The sequence below is a fragment of the Polaribacter vadi genome (assembly GCF_018861005.1).
GTDB lineage: Bacteria > Bacteroidota > Bacteroidia > Flavobacteriales > Flavobacteriaceae > Polaribacter > Polaribacter vadi_A.
Genome location: NZ_JAHKQL010000037.1, coordinates 36,128 through 59,167, shown reverse-complemented (window position 1 = coordinate 59,167; position 23,040 = coordinate 36,128). Strand labels below are relative to the sequence as shown.

The 23,040-nt window shown below is 27.0% G+C and carries 18 protein-coding genes; 2 read left to right on the top strand and 16 right to left on the bottom strand.

The window, feature by feature from the left end:
- Positions 1-2: 2 nt before the first annotated feature.
- Both deoC and KO506_RS16630 read right to left on the bottom strand, forming a co-directional pair.
- On the bottom strand, positions 3-668 hold the full coding sequence (gene deoC, locus KO506_RS16635) for a deoxyribose-phosphate aldolase (protein WP_215996060.1): 666 nt from the start codon (positions 666-668) through the stop codon (positions 3-5).
- Positions 655-3,048: a heavy metal translocating P-type ATPase gene (locus tag KO506_RS16630; protein WP_215996059.1), complete on the bottom strand. Its 2,394-nt coding sequence runs from the start codon at positions 3,046-3,048 to the stop codon at positions 655-657. The genes deoC and KO506_RS16630 overlap by 14 nt, the downstream gene beginning before the upstream one ends.
- A 105-nt stretch (positions 3,049-3,153) precedes the next feature.
- On the opposite strand from KO506_RS16630, the gene KO506_RS16625 reads away from it, so the two are divergent.
- The gene (locus KO506_RS16625) at positions 3,154-3,840 is read left to right on the top strand and encodes a Crp/Fnr family transcriptional regulator (protein WP_215996058.1); all 687 of its coding nucleotides are present in this window, start codon (positions 3,154-3,156) and stop codon (positions 3,838-3,840) included.
- A gap of 15 nt (positions 3,841-3,855) precedes the next feature.
- Here KO506_RS16625 and KO506_RS16620 read toward each other — a convergent pair whose 3' ends face one another.
- Complete coding sequence (locus KO506_RS16620; RefSeq protein WP_215996057.1) at positions 3,856-6,090, bottom strand: BamA/TamA family outer membrane protein; 2,235 nt, start codon at positions 6,088-6,090, stop codon at positions 3,856-3,858.
- 51 nt (positions 6,091-6,141) lie between these two features.
- Entirely contained in the window at positions 6,142-11,190 is a 5,049-nt protein-coding gene (locus KO506_RS16615; protein WP_215996056.1) for a translocation/assembly module TamB domain-containing protein, read from the bottom strand.
- 143 nt (positions 11,191-11,333) lie between these two features.
- Between KO506_RS16615 and KO506_RS16610 the strand changes: the two genes are divergently transcribed.
- Positions 11,334-11,984: a peptidoglycan-binding domain-containing protein gene (locus KO506_RS16610; RefSeq protein WP_215996055.1), complete on the top strand. Its 651-nt coding sequence runs from the start codon at positions 11,334-11,336 to the stop codon at positions 11,982-11,984.
- 3 nt (positions 11,985-11,987) lie between these two features.
- Here KO506_RS16610 and KO506_RS16605 read toward each other — a convergent pair whose 3' ends face one another.
- The 12 genes from KO506_RS16605 to KO506_RS16550 form a co-directional block, all read right to left on the bottom strand.
- Positions 11,988-13,052, bottom strand: coding sequence for an AMP-binding protein (locus tag KO506_RS16605; protein WP_215996054.1), 1,065 nt, complete (start codon positions 13,050-13,052; stop codon positions 11,988-11,990).
- Positions 13,033-13,980 (bottom strand): CPBP family intramembrane glutamic endopeptidase, encoded by a 948-nt coding sequence (locus tag KO506_RS16600; protein WP_215996053.1) that lies wholly within the window; start codon positions 13,978-13,980, stop codon positions 13,033-13,035. The genes KO506_RS16605 and KO506_RS16600 overlap by 20 nt, the downstream gene beginning before the upstream one ends.
- 57 nt (positions 13,981-14,037) lie before the next feature.
- Positions 14,038-15,078: an o-succinylbenzoate synthase gene (locus KO506_RS16595; protein ID WP_215996052.1), complete on the bottom strand. Its 1,041-nt coding sequence runs from the start codon at positions 15,076-15,078 to the stop codon at positions 14,038-14,040.
- A 7-nt stretch (positions 15,079-15,085) separates the two neighbouring features.
- Complete coding sequence (locus tag KO506_RS16590; RefSeq protein ID WP_215996051.1) at positions 15,086-15,601, bottom strand: SRPBCC family protein; 516 nt, start codon at positions 15,599-15,601, stop codon at positions 15,086-15,088.
- A complete protein-coding gene (locus KO506_RS16585) occupies positions 15,602-16,279 on the bottom strand; it encodes a metal-dependent hydrolase (protein WP_215996050.1) in 678 nt (225 codons plus the stop codon).
- Between the two features lie 25 nt (positions 16,280-16,304).
- Positions 16,305-17,249, bottom strand: coding sequence for a 1,4-dihydroxy-2-naphthoate octaprenyltransferase (menA, locus tag KO506_RS16580; protein ID WP_215996049.1), 945 nt, complete (start codon positions 17,247-17,249; stop codon positions 16,305-16,307).
- Entirely contained in the window at positions 17,240-18,742 is a 1,503-nt protein-coding gene (locus tag KO506_RS16575) for a PH domain-containing protein (RefSeq protein WP_215996048.1), read from the bottom strand. The genes menA and KO506_RS16575 overlap by 10 nt, the downstream gene beginning before the upstream one ends.
- Positions 18,735-19,247 carry a PH domain-containing protein gene (locus KO506_RS16570; RefSeq protein WP_215996047.1) on the bottom strand — a complete coding sequence of 171 codons (513 nt, stop codon included), beginning with the start codon at positions 19,245-19,247 and terminating at the stop codon, positions 18,735-18,737. Before KO506_RS16570 ends, KO506_RS16575 begins: the two co-directional genes overlap by 8 nt.
- A gap of 6 nt (positions 19,248-19,253) precedes the next feature.
- The gene (locus KO506_RS16565) at positions 19,254-19,850 is read right to left on the bottom strand and encodes a hypothetical protein (protein WP_215996046.1); all 597 of its coding nucleotides are present in this window, start codon (positions 19,848-19,850) and stop codon (positions 19,254-19,256) included.
- A gap of 8 nt (positions 19,851-19,858) precedes the next feature.
- Positions 19,859-20,638: a (Fe-S)-binding protein gene (locus tag KO506_RS16560; protein WP_215996045.1), complete on the bottom strand. Its 780-nt coding sequence runs from the start codon at positions 20,636-20,638 to the stop codon at positions 19,859-19,861.
- A gap of 72 nt (positions 20,639-20,710) precedes the next feature.
- Positions 20,711-22,027, bottom strand: coding sequence for a (Fe-S)-binding protein (locus KO506_RS16555; protein WP_215996044.1), 1,317 nt, complete (start codon positions 22,025-22,027; stop codon positions 20,711-20,713).
- A gap of 26 nt (positions 22,028-22,053) precedes the next feature.
- Complete coding sequence (locus tag KO506_RS16550) at positions 22,054-23,022, bottom strand: MlaD family protein (protein WP_215996043.1); 969 nt, start codon at positions 23,020-23,022, stop codon at positions 22,054-22,056.
- Between the last annotated feature and the right edge of the window lie 18 nt (positions 23,023-23,040).

Sequence of the window (23,040 nt, the reverse complement as noted above, 5' to 3'; positions counted from 1 at the left end):
AATTAGTAGGCATTTTTTTCTGATATTCCTTGAGTAACCAATAAAACTCCTGAAGAAGTTCCTAAACGAGTTGCCCCAAGTGCAATGTATTTTTTGGCTATTTCTATATTTTTAATTCCCCCAGAAGCTTTAATTTGTACTTTATCTTTTACAATACTCTTCATTAATTCTACATGTGCTAATGTTGCTCCATTTGTACCAAAACCAGTAGAAGTTTTTACAAAATCTGCACCAGCATTTACAGCTAATTCACAAGCTTTTTCTATTTGTTTATTACTTAAATAACAAGTTTCTAAAATTACTTTTAATATTTTGTTACCAATGGCTTTTTTTATTAATCGAATTTCATTTTCAATATATTCAAATTCATTGTCTAATAATTTACCTACATTTAAAACCATATCTATTTCTGATGCTCCATTTTCAATACAATTTTCGGCTTCAAAAACTTTTGCTTTTGTAGTCATTGCACCTAAAGGAAAACCAATTACAGCTGCAATTTTTACATCTGTATTTTTTAAGTTTTGTTTTACTAAATCTACATAACAACCATTAACACAAACAGCATAAAAACTGTACTGTTTTGCTTCATCACAAATTTTAATAATATCTTTTTTTGTTGCTGTAGCTTTTAATAAAGTGTGATCTATATATTTATTTATTTGCATAACTTTTATTTAATTTTTTACCTACTAAATTAGTAGAAATGGTTGTGAAAATCACAATACTAATAGAACTTAAAGGCATTAAAATTGCTGCAATTACAGGCATTAACTGACCAGTAATTGCAAAATACAAGCCTACAATATTATAACAGAGTGAAAGTACAAAACAATATTTTATTATAGTTATCGCTTTTTTAGATGCTTTAAAAAATTGTTCTAATTTATGAAATTGTGAAGCATCTAAAATAGCATCGCAAGCAGGTGAAAAAACGTTTATATTTTCTGATAAAGCAATACCTACATTACTTTGAGCAAGTGCACCAGCATCATTTAAACCATCACCAATCATGGCTACTTTTTTTAATGTTTTTTGCTGGTTTTCTACAACCTTTAACTTATCGTCTGGTTTTTGATTGAATAATAATGTCGTTTCTTTTGGTAAAAATTCTTTTAAATAAGTTCTTTCACCTTCATTATCACCAGAAACTACTGCTAAATTATAATTACTTTCAAATGAATTAAAAATTTCTTTTACACCATTTCTATAAGAATTTTTAAACGTAAATTTTCCTTTATAAGTATCATTAAAATTGATGTGTACAGAAGTATCAAAAGAAGAACTATTTACATTATTATTTACAAAAGAAGCTGAACCTAATTTTAGTTTGTCATGTTGATATTCACTTTGTATTCCTTTACCTAAAAATTCATTATAATCTTCTAATTCTAAAACTTCTATATCTTTAAATGAATTGTATAAAGTTCTACTTAATGGGTGATTAGAAGCTCTTAAACTACTTTTTAAAATCCTTTTTTCTTGCTGATTTAAAGGTGTTCCATCATAAGTAATTGTACTCTCTTTGTTTGTTGTTAAGGTACCTGTTTTATCAAAAATTATTGAATTTATACTTGCTAATTGTTCAATTACAGTTGCGTTTTTTAAATAAAATTTTTGCTTACCAAAAATGCGTAATAAATTTCCTAAAGTAAAAGGAGCTGCTAATGCTATTGCACAAGGACAAGCAATAATTAATACAGCTGTAAAAACGTTTAAAGCTTTGGTAGCATCAAAAAACAACCAAAATACAGTTGTTAAAAATGCTATTGATAAAACTATAATCGTAAAATTTTTACTTATTTTATCTGTTAAAGTTTTAAATGAAGATGTTTTATCATTTTTAAAAACATCATTACTCCATAATTGCGTTAAATAGCTTTGTGAAACAGAAGACAAAACTTCCATTTCTAAAACACCAGATAATTGTTTACCACCAGCAAATAACTTATCACCAGATTTTTTTGTTACTGGCTCTGCTTCTCCTGTAACAAAACTGTAATCTATTTGTGCATTTCCGTTGATTAAAATTCCGTCTACAGGTATTAATTCTTGATTTCTAATTAAAAGTCGATCTCCTTTTTTAACATCATAAATCTGAACATTTTCTTCTTTTTTATCTGATAAAATTCTTGTGACAGCTATTGGGAAATACGATTTATAATCGCGTTCAAAAGATAAGAAATTATACGTTTTTTGCTGAAAAAATTTACCCAATAATAAAAAGAAAACCAAACCAGTTAAACTATCAAAAAAACCAGTTCCTAAATCGAAAATAATTTCGATTGAACTTCTTATAAAAAGTACAGAAATACCAAGTGCAATAGGAACATCAATATTTAAAATTTTAGAACGTAAACCTTTAAAAGCAGAAATAAAATAATCGTTTGCAGCGTAAAAAACTACAGGTAAAGAAAAGACAAACATTAACCATCTAAAGATATTTTTATACTTTTCTAACCAAAACCCATCCACTTCAAAATATTCTGGAAAAGACAGAAACATTACGTTACCAAAGGCAAAACCTGCAATACCTAATTTGTATATTAAACTTCTATCAACCTTTTTTTTACCTGTTTCGTAATCTTCTAAACTTATATAAGGTTCGTAACCAATTGAGCTTAATAAAATTACTATTTCTTTAAGTGATGTTAAGTTACTAATGTAAGAAACACGAACTGTTTTTTTTGGAAAATCTACTTGAGAAGTAGATATTTTAGGATTTAATTTGTTTAAATTTTCTAAAACCCAAATACAAGAACTACAATGTATATGAGGTATGTATAAGGTTATAATTTGGGTATTATCATCATTAAATTCCAACAATTTTTCTATGATTTTTTTATTGTCTAAAAAATCATATTTACCTTGAATTTCAGTAGGAATTGCACCAGGGTTTTCTTGAAAATCGTAATAACAAGTTAAGTCATTCTCAGAAAAAATTTCATAAACAGTTTTACAACCATTACAACAGAAGTTTTTATCGTCTAATTTTATTGTATTTTCATTACAAGAATCTCCACAATGATAACATAGTGTAGTATTCATATTTACTCTTTTTGCCTGCCACAAATTTCTGATAAGTATTATAGATAAAATATGATATTTATCAGCTTTTTTTTATCTTGCAACAGGTTCTAAATTATATATATAATGAGCAAATGTGAACAATGTATTGTACGTAAGTTTAATTCTTTAAAACATCTTTCTAAAGATGAATTAGTAAGAATGTCTGCTTGTAAAACTTCTAAAATTATAAAAAAAGGTGAACCTTTATTTGTTGAAGGTGAACATATAAATGGTGTTTTTTGTATTAAAGATGGTATTTGTAAGGTTTCTAAAATGAGTGAAAATGGTAAAAATCAAATTGTAAACTTGGTTCATCGTGGAGATTTAATTGGAGAAAGAAGTTTAATTTCTGATGAAGTATCTAACCTAAATGCTGTTGCTTTAAACGATTTAGAAATTTGTTTTATACCCAAAACTGAAATTATTAGAGATTTAGAAAAGAATCCTAATTTTACTATGGATGTTTTAAAAACTATGGCAAATTCTTTAAAAAATGCGGATAATCTGATTGTTGATATGGCTCAAAAAACGGTTAAACAACGTTTAGCAGAAGCTTTACTAAATTTAGAAGAAAAATTCGGAACGACCAATGAAGGCACTTTAGATATTCAACTTTCTAGAGAAGATATCGCAAACATAATTGGTACAGCTACTGAATCTGCAATTCGTTTATTATCAAACTTAAAAAAGAAAGAAATTATAGTTTTTAAAGGTAAAGACATTAAAATTATAAACCATAATGAGCTCGAAAAAATTTCTCATGGTTTTTAATTATTACTCTTTTATTTAAAACGAATACCCAATTGCAAAGTTAAAAACGGGTTCGTCTACTCTAAAATCTAAACGTTCACCTTCTGGTAAAGAAGGATCGTGAAAAGGTGCTGCCAAATCAAAACGAATTACAAAACCTTGTACATCTATTCTTAAACCAAAACCTGCACCCATACCCAACTCATTTATAAAATTAGAACTAAATTTATCTGTACCATTAAATGTTGGGTTTTCTACTGAATTCCAAACATTACCAGCATCAACAAAAAATGCTCCTTTAAAGAAAGAATAAATAGGAAAACGATATTCTATATTTGCTTCTAAACGAATATTACCTGATCTATCAAAAAATGTTGTGCTATTTTCACTATCTGTGCCAGAGTAAGTTCCAGGACCTAAAGAACGCGTATTAAAAGCTCTAACACTATAAGGGCCTCCAGAAAAATATTGTTTTACAAAAGGGATTACATCAGAATTACCATAAGCTAAACCATAACCTGCAAAAATTCTTGCAGCCAAAGTTTGCTCTTTATTATTCCCAAAATTAAAATGATATTTTAAATCCACATCTGCTTTAGCATATTGTGCATATTCTAAACCTAAAAACTCTTTTGGTTCACCTTCTGTAGTTTCTTTTGCAAGTAAGCTTATCGAACTCCCTGCAACATCTAAATTAGTATTCATATAAAATTGATGCGTTTTATTTGCTGACAACATTTCGTTATAAGTAAATGAAAATGTTAAACCAGAAATAAATTGCTGCTCAAAACTTTGCGATAAAAATGGATTATCTTCTAAAATTTGTTCAAACTCTGGTGTAGAATTAGAAAGTCTGGTATAATTTACAGAAATAGGGTTAAACTCATAAGTAATGTATTTATTTGCATTCCACACATAACCAAAAAGTACAGTACCAGAAAGCAATGTATACAGCTCACTTCGATCTAAATATGTTGCACTTAAACTGGTTTTTGTTTTTGGGATTGAATACTCAAAAAAATCTTCATTAATAGAAAAAGGAGCAATAACTCTAGGAAAAATTAATTCTGATTTTAATTCTAATTCTAAACTACTTAAACCAGAATTATCACCAGAAGAAACTTGAGTTTCATAACCAACACTAGAACTAAGATTTAGGGTTTCTCCACCACCAAAAACATTTCTATTACTAAAAACTAAACCTAATGTTGGCCCTGCAAAATTATTAGATTTTGTAACCGCTTGTAATTCTGCACGAATTGCACGTTTTGTTAATGGTGATAAGAATATGTTGGCTTCTAAAGCACCTTCATTATCATTGGCCACAGTATCTATTTCTTTGTATTGAATGTTTACATATTTATAAGCACCAATTGTAGATAATCGTCTTGCTGTGTTTTTTGATGTATTTGGGTTGTAATATTCGCCTTCTTTTAAGGTGATAAAATCATCTAAATATTTAGGTTTAAAGAAAACTTCATTCTGATAATAATTTTTATTTTCGAATCTATTTGGCTCATTAGTAGTAGAATCTCTTAAATTATAATTAGGATAAACGTTGATTGTTTTAACCTTAAAAGGAATTATTGCTTTTTCTGGCACATCTTTTTTCAACTTTAAAAAAAGGTCGAATTTTTTATTTTTATATTGATTGGTATCTGCTTCGAAAATTAAAAAATTACTATTAAAATTATAATACCCTTTATCTTTCAATTCGCTATCTAATCTTTGTCTTTCTAATTTTAAATTACCTAAATCAAAACGCATATTTTTTTCAAAAGGCGATGTTGAACTTAGCTTTTTTATTTCTTTATAAATTGGTTTCGTAAAACTATCTACTTTATAATTAGCCATTGTGTAAGGCTCTTTTACTTTTAGTTGATATTCTATTGAAGCTCTTTTTTCTGATTCTGTAAAAGAAGATGCTGCAGAGCTGTAGAAAAAACCATTGTTTTCTAATCTATTTAATAAAATTTCTTCTACTTCTAAATTCTCTACATCAGATTGATAAACAGGTTCTTCACCAAATTGTTTAAATAGCCATCTATTAATAAAATTTGTTTTCTCTTTCTGATTTTTATAATAGTAATACAAACCCAAATGCATCCCTAAAAATTTTGAATTTGGTTCTGGCCTTAAAACTTGAGTTAAGTTTTCTTTTAGCTTTTTGGGTTGTGGCACAGCAGAATCTGCATCCATTTTAATGGTAGCACCTGTATATAATCTTTTACCTTCTGGTATAAATTTATTTATACTGCAGGAGTATAACATAAAAGTTACCACTAAAACTAAGACACTATTTTTCAACAAATTTTTCAATTATTAATTTTTTTTCTTTTCTAAACTATTGTTTGTTTTTTCTTCTTTGTCACTTAATTTTTCTTCTGCTAAAGCTTTTTCTTTTTCAACCTTATCACTTTCAGCTTTAAAAATGGCGTTCCAAAGTGCTCTAAATTCGTTAAATTCTTGGGTAAAAATTAGCGCAATTCCGTTTACAATGGTTTGCCCATCAATAACATTTTCGAACTCACTTTTTCTAAATCCTTTTAGCCTAAATCTACCATCTTCAGAAAGTTTGTATTCTAAGCTAACATTACCAATTAAAGGTGTTTCTTCACCTGTTTGGCTGCTACCTTGTATATCTACATCACTACCTACTCTAACTGTTAATCTATCATCAAATAGTTTTTTCTGAGCAGTAACCCCCAATTGTGTTCTGTCTGTAGCAGATGTACCTTGATAATCTGTATAACTATTTAAATCGAAATTTAATTCTATACCAGAATTTCCTAAAATTTTATCAGAAAAAGCATTTAATTGCCCAGAAACAGCATCATTTAAATTGTCTCTTGCAATTGTTGCAAAACCACCAGAACTACCATCACTTCCAGAATCTGGATAAAATCGATTTAAAACTAATAATGAAAAAACTTGTTTATTTAATTCTTCTTCTTGTTCATTTACTTGTTGTACTCTACCATAAACTTGGCCACTTACAGCACCTTGTTCTTCTTCTGGCATATCTAAACTAAAAGATATTTCTGGCTGTAATAGATTACCATCAATATTTAAGTAGACATAAAATGGTAAAACCTGTTTAAATTTATTTTGAACAGATGCATCTTCATCAGAAATTTGAGATGCCATTAAAGCAGATGCAGTTGTTTCTATATTGTAAACAGCACTAACATCTAAATTTGCATCAAAAGGATCTCCTGACCAAGAAACTCGTCCTCCAGGAACTAGATTGAATCTTCTATTTACTAAACTATATAAATTTAACTCATAATGGCCATCTGAAATTTCGTAAGTACCTGTTAAAGATATTCTACCATTTGGCACCATATTAAAAAGAAATTCTCCTTCTCCAGAAACATTAAAATTATCTCCTGTTTCCTCATCAATAACAACAGTTATTGCAGCATCTTTACTAATATTTAATTTTGTAAAAATATCAAACCCTGTAATTGTTGCAGATTTTTCTTCGGTTTGTGTAAGTATAGCATCTGGGTTTTCTCTATTTACAAAAACCACAACATCATCTCTATTTTCTACACTTGCATAAGTTGCAGGCAAAACATAAGTTACATCTGTATCTGAACCTACAGTTACATTTGCTGATAATTTTGGTATTTGTAAATCTCCTGTTAAATCTGCTTTTGCATTAAATGTTGCTAAACCATAAAATGAAGGATTATCTTTTTTATCAGCATTTAGAAATCTAAAGTTTTTCGCAGTTAATTTTAAATCAAACTTAGGGTTGATAAAACTTTCTGTTAAGATTTTACCAGATAATACTAATGCGTTTTTCTTAGCATCTAAAATGGTGAATTTAGATAAATACAAACCATCATTATCTAAAGTTAACTTCTCATTCTTTAAAGTGAACTTTGTATTTAATTTAGTGATGTTAAAATCTGCGTTATTAAAGTTTATATTTCCATTATATATAGGGCTAGAAGTGGTACCTGTTACTTTAAAATTACCATTAAAACTACCACTTGTTTCTTTAATTTCTCCTAAAGAAAGTGTGTTTAAGGCATTCATTTTAAATTCATTTAAATTGATGTTTAAATTTAAATTGGCATCATTATTTGCAACAACATAATCGCCTATTAAGTCTAAATCAATATCACCTTCTTTTAAATTGGCTTTAAAATCGTATTTATTACCTCCTAAAGATTTTGCATCAATAGAAAATTTACCTAAATCTGTTTTTAATACTTTAAGTTTATCTACTTGTAAATCAGCAACAATACCTGTATCATTAAAAGGTTCTTCTAAAATAAAACTACCATTTAAAATTCCGTTTGCAATTTGTTTATCAGGATTTAAGTAGTTTAAAACCTCACTAATTTTAAAATTTTTATAATTAACTGCAATATGTGTTTTTTCTATATTGGCTACTTTGTCTGTAATTTCTATAGATTGATTGCCTTTATTTATTTTAAAATTATTAAAAATCAATAAGTTATTATTGCTTAAAATAAGGCTATTATCATTCGCAATATTCCAAATACTATTGTTTAAAACTAAATTTTCTGGATCTACAGAAAAAACCAACTTTTCACGACTTCCTGTAATTTTTGCGCCAACATTCATTAAGGTTTTTCCTTTATCATTACCAACAAATTTTAAATTGAGTTCATTATTTATTTGTTTACCTGTAATTATTGTTTTTGGTACTCTAAATGGGTTTGCGTTTACGCCATTAAAACCTAATTCAAAATTAAAACTTTCTTTATCTGTATGCATTTTAAATGCCAAACTATCTAATTCACTACCATTATAATTTATATGTGGCACAGAAATTTTAGCTTCTAGTTTTCTTTTTACTTCATTAAAATCTAAAGCAACATCTATGGTATCTATATCTTTTAAATTTACTAAAAACACATCTTTAATTAAAGGAGTCTGTGAAATTTTGCTTCTAAATTTAATATTAACAGGGTTTAAAATTGTATCTGTAAGTACTACATCTCTATAAAAATAACTTGATATATGTTTTTGTAATGCAGTTGTAAATCTCTGAGGACCTGTATTAGATTCTAACTCTAAGTTTAACATCTTATTCTTAACAGAAACTGCTGTTGTATCTTTGTTTGTAAAAGCATTTGCAGTAATTTTACCTAATAAATATGTTTTATTATCGTAAACAATAACTCCATTTTCAATCTCTAGATCAGTTTTATAATCAGTTGAATTACCATTAAAATTAGCATCTATATTCAAACTCGTTTTAATGTTTCTGTCCATTAATTTTAAGCCACCTAAATCTGCTCCAATAATATTAAAATTAATTTTTGCTTCTGTATTTACAGTGTCTAATTCTACTAATGCATTTAAATCGAAATTTAAATTATCATCCTTATATTTTGATGTTAGTTCTCCTACTCCATTTTTAAAATCTCCAGTTAAAGCAACATCTTTAATTTTATAATTGTTTAAAGTAAAATCGGTAACAGTTGCATTTAAAGAAGCATCTAAATTATTTAGGGTTTCTCCATTACCAGAAGCATTTATATTTAAACTTAAAGCTCCTAATTGATCATTTTTTAAAAGCTCATTTAGTTTATAATCTTCAATGTTAATTTCTGTTGCGAAACTTATAGTTTCTTTAGAATTATATTTTCCTTGTAGCGCAATTGCTCCTTGAGAGGAGTCTAATTTTAATTCTGTAGTTATATCTTTTAAACCTCCATTTACATTACCAGCAATTGATATATTTTCTGGTAATCGAATACCAAAATCATTTTCATTTATAAAATTTAAAAGATCTTTTTTAGTTGTAGTTGCTTTTAGTGAAGGCAAATTAAGTTGTAAATTATCAGGGTTTGTAGGGTTTAAAACAATACCATCAACAATAATATTTGTAGTGTTTCCCCAATTAATTTGACTATTGTTAATATTTATTTTTGATAAATTTCCGTTTGCAAAAAACTTACCTGTAATCGTTTTTTTACTTAGCGCATTTATGTAAATATTATTTTTCAGGTCTGGTTGAAGATTTAAAAATGGATTTAAGTTTAACTTTATAATAGGTAAATTTAAATCAACTTTTACATTTTCTGGATTATCAATAAAACTTGATAATGAAGTGTAATTCAAGCTTAAATTACCAGCAACTTTATTTTTATCAAAATCAAAAAAGAAGTTATTTAAACTCATTTTTTTATCAGAAATATTCGCTTTAAATTTTAATTCATCTAAATTTAAACCCGAACTTTCTTTAAAATTGAAGCTCTCTACATTTAAACTTCCTTTTTTATTATCGTAATTAATGCTATTTGCTAATAAATTAAATTCTGAAACTGAAATTGCATTTTGATTAAAGACATTATTTTTAATCTCATCATTATTAACAGCATAAATAATATTATTGTTTTGTAAACTAATATCATTAATATTTACAAATAATTCTGGCCATTCAAACTCAGAGTTAGAAGTAGAACTTGAATCTTGAGTGTTTTTTAGGTTAATTTTAATCTTAGAATTGTTTAATGCTAATGAATTAATATCAAAAATTGATTCTTTTAAATTGAGTCTTAAAGCATCTGTCTCAAAATCTTCTAAATCTGCGTTTGTTGTGAGTTCATTTACTTTATCTTCATAAAAAAGACTTGTATATTTTATATTAATTTGGTTGGCGAATAAATTAGGTAGCTCTACTTCTTCTTCAGTAGGATTAAGCAAAACTGGCATTTGAATATATTCAATTTTTGCATCAGAAAGGTTTATTTCTTCAGTTTCAAAAATCATGTTTTCAACATCAATAGTTTCTATTGTAGTTTCTAAAGCATCAATTTTAAAACTACTTTTTATCCCTAAAGGGATATCAGTATAAACAATATCAAAATCATTAAGATTTAAGCTACCCACAACAATTTCTGGAGATGTAGTTATAGTATCTGTTTGTACAGTATTTGATTCTGTTGCATTTGGAGTAACTAAGGCATCAATTAAAAATTGAAAATTATAACCATTAATTGTATCTTTTCTAATAATATTTGCCTTTAAACCATTCCATTCAACATCATCTACACCTAATTTTGTTCCTCTAATTAAGCCCCAAATTGGTAAATTGGCTTTTAAAGATTTAGAATATATTAAAGTGTCTCCTTTTTTATCTTCTAAATACAAACCATCTAAAGCTAAACTACCATTAAAAGTTATAAAAGCTTTATCAATTTCTACAACCGTGTTTGTTTTGTTAGCTATATAATTTGTGGCTTTGTTTACAATTATACTTTGCCCCCAAGGACTTCTTATAAATAAAACTATTAGAAAAAGAAAGATGAAGAAACCAAGTAAAACTCTAAGAAATCTTCTTAAAAATCGATGTTTATGCTTTTTCTTATCTTTTATTGACACTCTTCTGGTTTTAATCAACAAAGATATTACAGAAGTATTTTTTAAATTATCTCATTTGATTTTTTTATTAACTTTTTCGACAACAATATTTTTCTAAAAAGTTTTAATACATTTGTTAAGAACTTAATATATAGCCCCAACATATGAAACAAATTATTATTTTTTTACTTTTAATAATAGTAGCAATTATTGGCTATGGAAAATACAGTCAATATAAAAGATATAATTCACCAGATGTTAATTATGTAAGTGATAAAAAAATAGATGAAACTTACTATAATAAAGAACTTTTATATAATTATTACGAAGCTATTGAAGACTTAAACAGCTATGTAATGCTACAATGGTCTGCAAATAATATTGATGTTAGAACACCTAAAGATGATGATGAAGAAACTAAATTTGCTGTAGATAATTTTGCTAAAAAATTAGCTAAAGTTAAATATTATGAGGCTATACTTGGTAATTCTTTACATCTTAAAGAAAATGGATTAACAAATGAAGAAATTAAATTTTTAGAAGAAAAAGGAATGGATTTAGAATCTTACACTAAAAAATTAAAGAATTCTAAAATTAAGAATCTGTATAACTCAAATTTAAAATTATATAATGGTTCTAAAAATGCTATAATTTACGAAGTACAAAAAGAATTAAAGAAAAAAGGACATAAAATTAAAATTGATGGTGTTTATAGAATTGAAACACTAAATGCAATCAAAAAATTTGAAGAAGAAAATAACCTTTTAGTTGATGGTTTATTAGACGAATTAACAGTTGAATTAATGTTTCAATAGAATTTAATTGGGTAATATTTGTTGAATTGTTAATTTTCTTTGGATTTTACCTGTTTCAGTTTCTATGAAATTGCTAACAAAATAAATTTCTTTGGGTTTTTCGAACTTTGAAAGTGAACAATTTTCGAAACTAACTTCTTGCTTATTTCCTTCAATTATTAGAATTAATTTTTCTCCTAATTTTTCATTAGTAATTCCTGTTACAAAAAAACGATTTGTAATTATTTTAGATAACTTTTCTTCAATTTTCTCTGGATGTAATTTTACGCCACCAGAATTAATTACATTGTCAAAACGACCTAACCATTTAAAATGGTTATCAGAAATTAATTGTACTACATCATTTGTAAAAATAATTTCTTCGGATACTTTTTTTGCATCTATTACCAAACAATTTCGTTCATCAATATAAATGGTTACGTTTGGTAAAGTTTCATAAAACAGGTTTTCTACTAAATTAGTGTTCTTATTCGAAAAATTATTTAGCTTTTTAACAGCAATATGTGTTATGGTTTCTGTCATTCCGTAAGTTGCGAAAACATTAGTGGTAACCGTTTGTAATTTGTTTTGTAAACTATTTGATACTACTCCACCACCAACAATTAATTGCTTTATCAAATTTAATTTAGAAATCGAATTTTCTACTTGTAAAGGCACCATTGCAGAAAAATCATATTTATTTTTTATGATTTCTAAAGGATTTGAATTTGATTCGATAACATCTAATTGCCAACCTAAAGTTAAGGCTCTAATCAGCATCATTTTACCAGCTATATAAACAATTGGTAAACATAAAAGTGCTTTTGTGTTTTGGGGTAAATTAAAATAATTACCTGTTGCTTTTGCAGAATTTATCATCAATTCTTTTTTAAGCTGAATTGATTTTGGAGTACCAGTAGAACCCGAAGTTTTTACAGTAATTGCTATTTCATTAGAAAACCAATTTTGTAAAAACAGATGAATATCAACAGAAATACTTTTAGAAAAGCTCAGAATTTCATCCACAGAAGAAAATGAAACTCCATTTAATTTAAAATTCTTATGAAATTTATTCTGCTCCAATTTCATCTAAAACTCTGTAATTTTCTTGTAAATTAATTGGTTTTTCTATTTTGCCTGTTAATTTTTCTTTCCAATCTTGCCATTTATAAACCTTAGCAAATATGAACATTAATATAGGGAAAATTACAAAAACAGGTACAAATACATCTGCACCTAAAACTGGTTCTGAAAGATCTATTAGTAAAGAATCTGTTTGAAAAACTGTATAATCTGCAGTTACTAATAATGCTGTAATTAAGTTATTAGCTGCGTGAAAACCTAGGGCTAACTCCAAACCTTCGTCCATTAATGTTATAATACCTAAGAAAAAACCTGTACCAATGTAATAAACTAAAATACCATAACCCAATTTAGCTACCTCTGGATTTGCAATGTGTAATAAGCCAAAAACTAAAGAAGTAGAAATTAATGGAAACCATCTATTTTTAGTAACCATACCCAAACCCTGCATTAAATATCCTCTAAAAAAATACTCTTCGAAACTGGTTTGTAAAGGAATTAAAAGCACTGCAATTAAAACAAGATTTAAAAATTTATCTAAATCAAAATTCCATTGATAATTTTCTGGAGACATTTTAAAATCTATTACTACAAAAATAGTAGTTATACTCGCCCATAAAAAGAAAGCAAAAAACACTCTTTTCCAATCTATTTTTTTTCTTGAAGTAGTTAGAGAAGTTATTGTTTGTTTATGTATAAATTTTACCCAAATTAAAAGAGCTAACAAACCTACAGCAAATTGTGCTAGACTTTCTATCAAAAATCTATTTGCACCTTTTTTAGCAATTTCTACTTTCATTATTTTTTCTACATCTAAATCTAAAAGCCAAATTGCTAAAAAATTTAATGCCATTAATCCAAAAAATAAAATAGGAATAATTAAGTATTTCCACATTCCTAATTTTCCTGTATATCCTTGTTGTATGTAGTTCATTTTTGTTTTTAAGTTTCTGAATTTGTGCTAAAACCACACAAAATTATAAGTGTTTTTTTAAACTAAATTAAAATTCCAATGTAAAGATGGGTTGTATTGTAATGTTCCGTTTTTAACTTCTAGTGGGCTATTAAAATTATTGGTAAATAAACCACCTGTACCCAAACCTTGAGGCAAATTATTTTGCAATGTATACGTAAATTGTGCAATTGCATTTAAGCCAATATTACTTTCTAAAGCAGAAGTAATCCACCAACCAGATTTATTTTCTTCTGCTAATTTAATCCATTCTGTACTACCTGCAAAACCACCTACTAAACTTGGTTTTAGAATAATATATTGAGGATTAATTTCTTTAATTATTTTCTTTTTTTCTTCGGATGAAAATACACCTATTAACTCTTCATCTAAAGCAATAGGCAAAGGTGATTTTTGGCAAAGTGTTGCCATTTCTAAAAGCTGACCTTGTTTAATGGGTTGCTCAATAGAATGGATTTCTAATTCTGATAATCTTTTTAATTTCTCTAGTGCATTTGCTGGATTAAAAGCTCCATTTGCATCAACTCTTAACTCAATTTCATCCGCAGAAAACTCTTTTCTAATTGATTTTAATAATTCGATTTCAGCATCAAAATCAATAGCACCAATTTTCATTTTAATGCAAGAAAAACCTGACTTTAATTTCTCTTTAATTTGGTTTTTCATGAATGCCTTTTCCCCCATCCAAATTAAACCATTTATAGAAATTGCTTTGTTTCCATTGGTAAATTCTGATGGAAAAAGGTTAAACTTATCATTATTTTTAAGTGATAAAAAAGCTTGTTCTAAACCAAATTGTATAGATGGGAAATGAGCCATTTCAGCCAATAAAAAATCTAAACCTTTGTTAATGTTGTTACAAACCCAAATTAGTTTTTCTTCGTAATTTGGTACATCATCTATACTTAAACCTCTAAAAAGCCCAGTTTCTCCAATTCCTATTTTATCATCTTTCTTTAAAATGATAAACCAAGTTTCTTTTGTTCTTAAAATTCCACGAGAAGTACCACTTGGATTTTTAAAATTGAGAATATATTTTTTGTAGGTAGCTTTTATCAAAATAAAATTATTGTTTTTCTACAAAACTTTTAAAATTATTTAAATAATCTTGGTCTTGTCTTTTAAAAGTGCCTTTAAAATATGGAAACAAACAAGACATTATATAAGAATCACTTCTGCAAGAAGAGTTTAAAGTAACTGTTGTTAATTCATTTTCTGTTGTAAAAATGTAATCGTCTGTTTTTAGCATATTTTCGGCATCAAAAAATAATGTTACTTTTTCATTTGGTATGTAAGCCATCACTTTTTCTGTCATGGTAATTTCTTGACCTTGATTTACAACTACTATTTTATAGGTATTACCTGTTCTGCCTAAAGTTTCATTAATTACCTCAAAAGATTTTATTTCTGGAATCCATTCTTTTAAATTCTCTTGATTATTAAACGTAGTAAAAACTTCTTCTAATGGTTTATTTACAGAAACTTGTGTGGTATAATTGGTTTCTTTTACAAATAAGCCTGTTGCAAAAAATACAATTGTAAGGGCAGTTATAATCCCTAAAATAATTTTTATAATTTTCATTTAAATGTTTTTATCTTCTCCTATTTCTAAAATAATTAATTCTTTTTCTTTTGATAAAAATTTTTCTTTTGCTTTATTTACATCAATCTCAATTGGCGGAAATGTGTTAAAATGACAACCAATTACTATATTACACTCAACTAAATTACTTGCTAAAATTGCATCTTCTACACCCATTGTAAAAGTATCTCCAATTGGTAAAATTGCGGCATCTAACGTAAATGACATTGGTATTAATTTCATATCCATAGTTAAAGCTGTGTCACCAGCAATATAAATATTTTTCTCTTTAGATGATAATACAAAACCTCCTGGTTCACCACCATAAGTTCCATCTGCAAAAGAAGAAGTATGAATTGCATTTACATATTTTGCCGAAAATTGATCTGCTTTAAAAGTACCTCCATGATTTAATGCAAATACATTTAAATCTTTAGCACCATAATACAAGGCAATTTCATAATTAGATACAATCACAGCTTTTGTTCTTTCTGCAATTGCCTCTACATCTAAAACATGGTCTTGATGAGCATGGGTTAACAAAATATAATCTGCTTTTAAAGTAGCTATATCAATATGAGAAGCTAAAGAATTACCAGTAATAAAAGGATCTACAATAATAGAAATATCTTCTATTTGAATAGAAAAACAAGAATGACCTAAAAACTGAATATTCATAATACTTAATTTTATCTGTTATACTTTAAAAAAATGTGTTTGTAATTCCGAAAAGAATTGCAAATAAAAAGGTACTTAATGCTACTTTTTTTAATTCTTTATCTAGTTCTGCAGGAATTTTATTTTCTGATACTGTTTTTACATTTTTAATTAACGGAATAAAAGCCATTAAAAATACAAATTGATAAACAGATTCAAAAGTTAAAAAGACAAAAGTTAATGCTGAAATTAAAGATCCGAAAATTAAACAATAATGATATTTTTTTGCTTTCTCAGTACCTAATTTAACAACTAAAGTGTTTTTATTATTCTTTTTGTCTTCTTCTCTGTCTCTTAAATTATTTAAATTTAAAACAGCTGTACTTAATAAACCTATTGAAATTGCTGGTAAAAATATAGTAAAGTTGATACTTTTTGTAAATAAAAAATACGAACCCACAACGCTTAATAATCCGAAGAAAATAAACACAAAAACATCTCCAAAACCTGAATAACCATAAGCTGAATTACCAACTGTATATTTAATTGCTGCTGTTATTGAGGCAATACCAAGTAAAAAAAACAAAATAGAATAACCAAAGTTTTCACTACCAAAAGAAACATATATTAACAGTATTGCAATAATTAAAGTGATTATTGTAGTTACTATCATTGCCCTTTTCATTTGTTTAGGAGTAATTGCACCAGAAGAAACCATTCTTGCTTCTCCTGTTCTGTTTTTGTCTGATCCCTTAATTCCATCTCCATAATCATTGGCAAAGTTAGATAATACTTGAAAACCTATTGTGGTTAGAATTGCTAGCCAGAAAATTTCAGATTGAAAAATTGAAGGGCATCCAAAACAACAACTAAAAACATCTGGAGAGTTTAAATATTCAAAATGACCTAAAAAACTCCCCACAATTATCCCTGAAACAGATAAAGGTAAAGTTCTTAAACGAGCTGCTTTTATAAAACTTTTTACATCCATTCTTTATTTGTATTTTCTACTTTGTATAAAGTGTGATTATAAATATTTATGGCATCAGAAAAAGGAATACAAGGAATTTTTATTTTACCTGAAGCAGTTTGTAAGATTATATCTGCTACATTGCTTCTTTTCTGAAAAATAGTTTGCTTCATTTTAATATTTTGCACTTTAAAAATTTCTAAATAAGTAATGTGAGTTTCTAATAAACCTTTACCAACCAACAACATAGAATCAGAGGTTTTATAAAAGCGTTTTTTTACTTTTGTAAAGACCAAAAATACAACAATAGGTATCACTAAAAGAATAGAATAGAAGATTTCAATACGAGAAAATGTTAAATATAATGCTGTGTAAACTATAATTAAAAATAAAAAAGTGAAAAGAAAAATTCTTCTCTTATAATAATTATCAGGAAATTTTTTAAGACTGTTTTCTACATCAGAAAAATGAAATAAACTATTTTTTATTGTTTCTATTTGATCTTTTTTACAACCAACTATACGTATTAATTTTTCTTTCTTTTTACTGTTTGTTTTACCACTTACAGCTTGCTTAAAAGTAACAAAATAAATACCTATTAATTGTTTTAAAGGATTTGTTGATATTCTAATATGCTGAACCTTTCCCTTTTTTAAGACAATAGATTTCTTGGTAAATAACCCTTGATTAATTTCGTATGCGTTTTCTTTTAAATATACCTTTAAATTAAAATGCACTAAGAAAACTCTTACAAAAGATGTTATTAATGCAATTACAATTAGTGCAATTAATAGTATAAATATTAAGAATAAACTTGTTGTTAGTGCATTAGTATTTTCTTTTATAAAACCATCTAAGGTTTCTGTTTTACCAATGCTATCTGTAAATTGTTGTAGTTGCTGAAAAAAACCAATTAATAGTGCTAAAAATAGAAATAGGTTTTGCAAGTGATTTTCGGTTAAACTTACTTTAAACAATTCTTTAACATCAATATTTAATAATGGTTTTATTTCTGTTTCTATATTATTTTCTGAATTAAATTCTTTATTTGTAGCAATAATTTCTTTTAATGCTGTTGCTTTTTCTAAGGATAGTGCTTTAATAGAAATTTCGGTTTTACTTGTTCCAGCAGTTTCTATACTAACTTCATAAACATTAATGATTTGCTGAAATATATTTTGTTTAAAGTTTATGTTTTGAATTCTATGAAATGGTATAGCTGTATTCGTTTTTTTTAAAATGCCTTGATTTAATATAAAATGATCATCTTTAATTTTAAACTGGAAATTTTTATAAATTAAGATGGCTCTTATCAATAAAAAAAGTAAAATAAAAACAAAGCCTGCATAAATGTAGTTTACATTAAAACTTGATATCTCAGAGAAATCTTTAAAAACAATAAACAACAATAGCCAAGTTGCTTTTAAAACCTTGTAAATAAGTGCTGTGTAAATAACAAAAATTCCTTTTGGAGATTGTTTTGAGAAAGAAGAAAAATCAAAAGAATTATTCATTAATCTTGATACTTATAAATTCTTTGATTTGCAGAGCTGTTTCTTTTTTAATGCCTTTTATTACCAAATCATCACTACTATCGCCTGCTGTGTATACACTTAAAGAAGACAAGCCAAATAATCTTGAAAAGGGTTTTTCGTCAGTTTCTACGTGTTGAATTCTAGAGAAAGGTACTGTCGTTAATTTTTTAACAATTAAACCTTCTTTATAAGAAATATCTTTTTCTCTTAAAGCATATTTTCTTTTAGAAAAACTCATTTTTTCAAAAATAAAAATTAACAAAAAAAGAAATGTAAATAACAGATATAGGTATAAAATATATTCGTTTAAATAATCTGGAAAAACGAATTGATGCAACACAATTAACCCAGCTAAAAACAAACCAATAACTAAAAAAAAATTGATTAAAATTACCTTAAAGTAACTTTTATCAATTTTCTTAAATTCAATTTTTGTAATATCTGGTAATTCTGACACTAAATCATTTTTAAAATAATTCGTCATAAAAAACTACTCTTTAATATAAAATTCTTCGTTGCTTAAAACCAAAGCTTTTTTAATATCAATTCTGTTACTTTCTTTATTATATGGTACTATAAAAGCATCATCTAAACCAATTTTTTTAATTTCTTCTTTAAATAAAGTTGCTGTTGTGTAACTAGAAAAAACTCCCAATTGATAAATTCGTTTGTTTTTATTTTCAATTTCTTTAAAACTAAAATTTTCTTTTGTACTAATGTCTAAATCTAATTTTTCGAAAACGCCTAATTGAATGGTATAAATTACATCTGGATTAATAACAGCAGATTTTAAAACTGATGATTTTGGTTCAGAATTTATTCGGTTTAATAAAGTAACTATTTTTTGCTCTTTAGTTTCTAAAACAGATTGTGCATTTGAATGCTTTGAGTAAAGGAATATTGATAAAAAAACAAGTATAATGATTGCAATAATTAAAATAATAATATTTCTTCTATTTGCTTTTTTCTCTTGATTAGATTTTAGTTTTAAATCTACAAAACCAGCCTGTAGTTTTTCTTTATCGATTTTTAACTTATCTAATTCTGAGTATAATTCATTAAGTACTTCTTCTTTTATTATTGGCATGATTAAGGTTATAAATTATTAGCTTCTGCAATTAACTCTGCAATATCCTTTACAACTACTTCTGCTTCTTTTTCCTTAAATTTTATTCCATCTGTCATCATAGTATTGCAATAAGGGCAACCTGTTGCAATAATATTTGGTTTGGTTTTTAAAGCATCTTCTGTTCTTAAAACATTAACTTCTTTGTTACCAGGCTCAGCATCTTTAAACATTTGTGCACCTCCTGCACCACAGCATAAAGCAGTTTCTTTATGACGTTTCATTTCTGTTAAATTAACGCCCAATCTTCTTATTAAATCTCTTGGAGATTCGTAAACTTCGTTAGCTCTACCTAAATAACAAGGATCATGAAACGTAACTCTTTTACCTTTTAAAGTAGTATCATCTATATTTAAACGACCTTCTGATATTAAATTTTGTATGAATTGTGTATGATGATATACTTCGTATTTACCTCCTAAAGAAGGGTATTCATTTTTTAAAGTATTAAATGAGTGCGGATCGCATGTCACAATTTTTTTAACTTCATAACCATTTAAAACCTCAATATTCATCATGGCTTGCATTTGAAACAAGAATTCGTTTCCTGCTCTTTTTGCTGCATCTCCTGTAGAAGTTTCTTCAATGCCTAAAACTGCAAAATCTACTTTTGCTTGATGTAATATTTTAACAAACGCTCTACTTATTTTTTTTGCTCTATCATCATAACTTCCTGCAGCACCAACCCAAAACAACACTTCTGGTTGTTTGCCTTGAGCTATCATATCTGCCATTGTTGGTACTATCATAAATTACAAATTTTGAATTATGAATTATGAATTTAAACAATTCGTAATTGATAATTATTAATTAAAAATTGTTTATTCTTCGTTTGCCCAGTTTAATCTGTCTTGTTGATTATATTGCCAAGGAGCTCCATTATTTTCAACATTAGTCATCATCATATTTAATTCTTGTGGAGCAGCACTTTGTTCCATTACTAAATACCTTCTCATATCCATAATAATAGATAATGGGTCTATGTTTACAGGGCATTCTTCTACACAAGCATTGCAACTTGTACATGCCCAAAGTTCTTCTGGAGAAATATAATCGTTTAATAATTGCTTATTATCATCAACAAAAACACCATTATTAGCATCAATATTTCTACCAACTTCTTCTAAACGATCTCTTGTATCCATCATAATTTTACGAGGAGATAGTTTTTTACCAGTTAAGTTTGCAGGACAAGATGATGTACATCTACCACATTCTGTACATGTATAAGAGTTTAATAATTGCACCCAATTTAAATCTGTAACATCTGATGCACCGAATTTTTCTGGCACAGTTTCTTCTGCTCCTTCTTCTGGCATTGTATAAGGATCTGCATCAGGGTCCATCATTAATTTAACTTCGTTAGTAACTGATTCTAAATTATTGAATTGTCCTTTTGGATTTAAATTTGCAAAATATGTATTTGGGAATGCCAATAAAATATGTAAATGCTTTGAATAATATAAATAGTTTAAGAAAACTAAAATTCCTAAAATATGAATCCACCAAGCAGTTCTTTCAATTGCATGAATTGTATCTGGAGAAAAACCATTAAATAAGGGCGCAACAAATTGACTTATTGGATTTCCAATCCCTGCTTGTTGAAATGTTGGATCTGTGGCATTCATCACCAAAAACAAGGTCATTAAAACCATTTCAAAATAAAGGATGTAATTTCCATCATTTTTTGGCCAACCTTTCATTTCTTTACTTAAAAAACGTTTAATGTTAGATACATTTCTACGTAACCAAAAGATAACTACTGCAATAAAAACTAAAGCAGCTAAAACCTCGAAAGTACCAATTAAAAAACCATAAAAAGCATTGCCTAAAACACCAAGAAAAATTCTGTGTGTGCCAAAAATACCATCAATAATAATTTCTAAAACCTCAATATTTATAATGATAAAACCAACATAAACAATAATATGCAAAAATCCTGAAAAAGGTCTTTTTACCATTTTAGATTGCCCAAGAGCAATCATCATCATATTTTTTAAACGTTCAGACTTTCTGTCTGTTCTATCTACATCTTTCCCTAATTTGATGTTTCTTGATAATTTTTTGACATTCATCACAAAAAAACCAATACCTGCAATTAAGACGATAATAAAAAATATGTTTGGTAAATATTGCATTCTATAAAAATTAAATTAATATAACATTATTCTTTGATAAACAACAAACTATCTGGAGCTGTAGGAACGTATTCTTTAGGTTTTTTACCAAATAAAGAAAAATGAACATATCTCTTAGGATTTGTTTTTAAATCTCTTAATAACTGTTCTAATTCTTTTGATGCTGCTTCCATATTTTTATACAAGTCATCATCATTAATTAACCTACCAATAGTACCATCTGTTGAGTTAATTTTAATTGATAATTCGTTAAAATTGTCTACAGCATTTTCTGCTTTCTGTACAATTTGATTAAAGTTAACTGTTGTTAAACTATCTGAAAGTTTATTTAAGTTACCAGTAATATTTTTTGCATTCTCTAAGGTTATTTTTAAGTTTTCTTTATTATCAGAAACTAAATGGTTAACAGATGTAACAGCTTGTCTTAACTCATAAATAGTTGCTGCTAAATTGGTTACTGAAGAGTTTATACCAACAATAGTTTCGTCATTTAAAACTTTATTTATTCCGCTAAACAAAGTATCTGCTCTTACTATAACTTTTTCTAATTTTGTTTGTAAGGGATCTAATCGTTCTCCTATAGATGTTAATAAGCCAGCTTTTATTTCTCCTTGTAAAGTATCTGATGTAACAGCAAGTTCACCTTCATAACTTGGTATAATTGCTAAATTAGAACCAGATAATGGGTTTGGTGAATATATTTTTACAATACTTTCTTTAGAGAATTCAATATCATTTTCTAAAGTGAATCTAACAACTAGTTTTCCTTTTTTACCAGGATTATTGTTAAAATTAATATCTTCTACTTGTCCTACTTTTAAACCATTTATTGTAACTAGACTTGCTTCTGTTAAACCACCTACATTATTATATTCTACAATAAACTCTCTTGCTGAGGGCGAAAAAACATCATGGCCTTTTAAAAAATTATAGCCCCAAAAAAAAGCAACTACAATTAAAATAGCTATTATACCGGTTTTTAATTCTTTTGACATATTTGGAAATTTACTAAC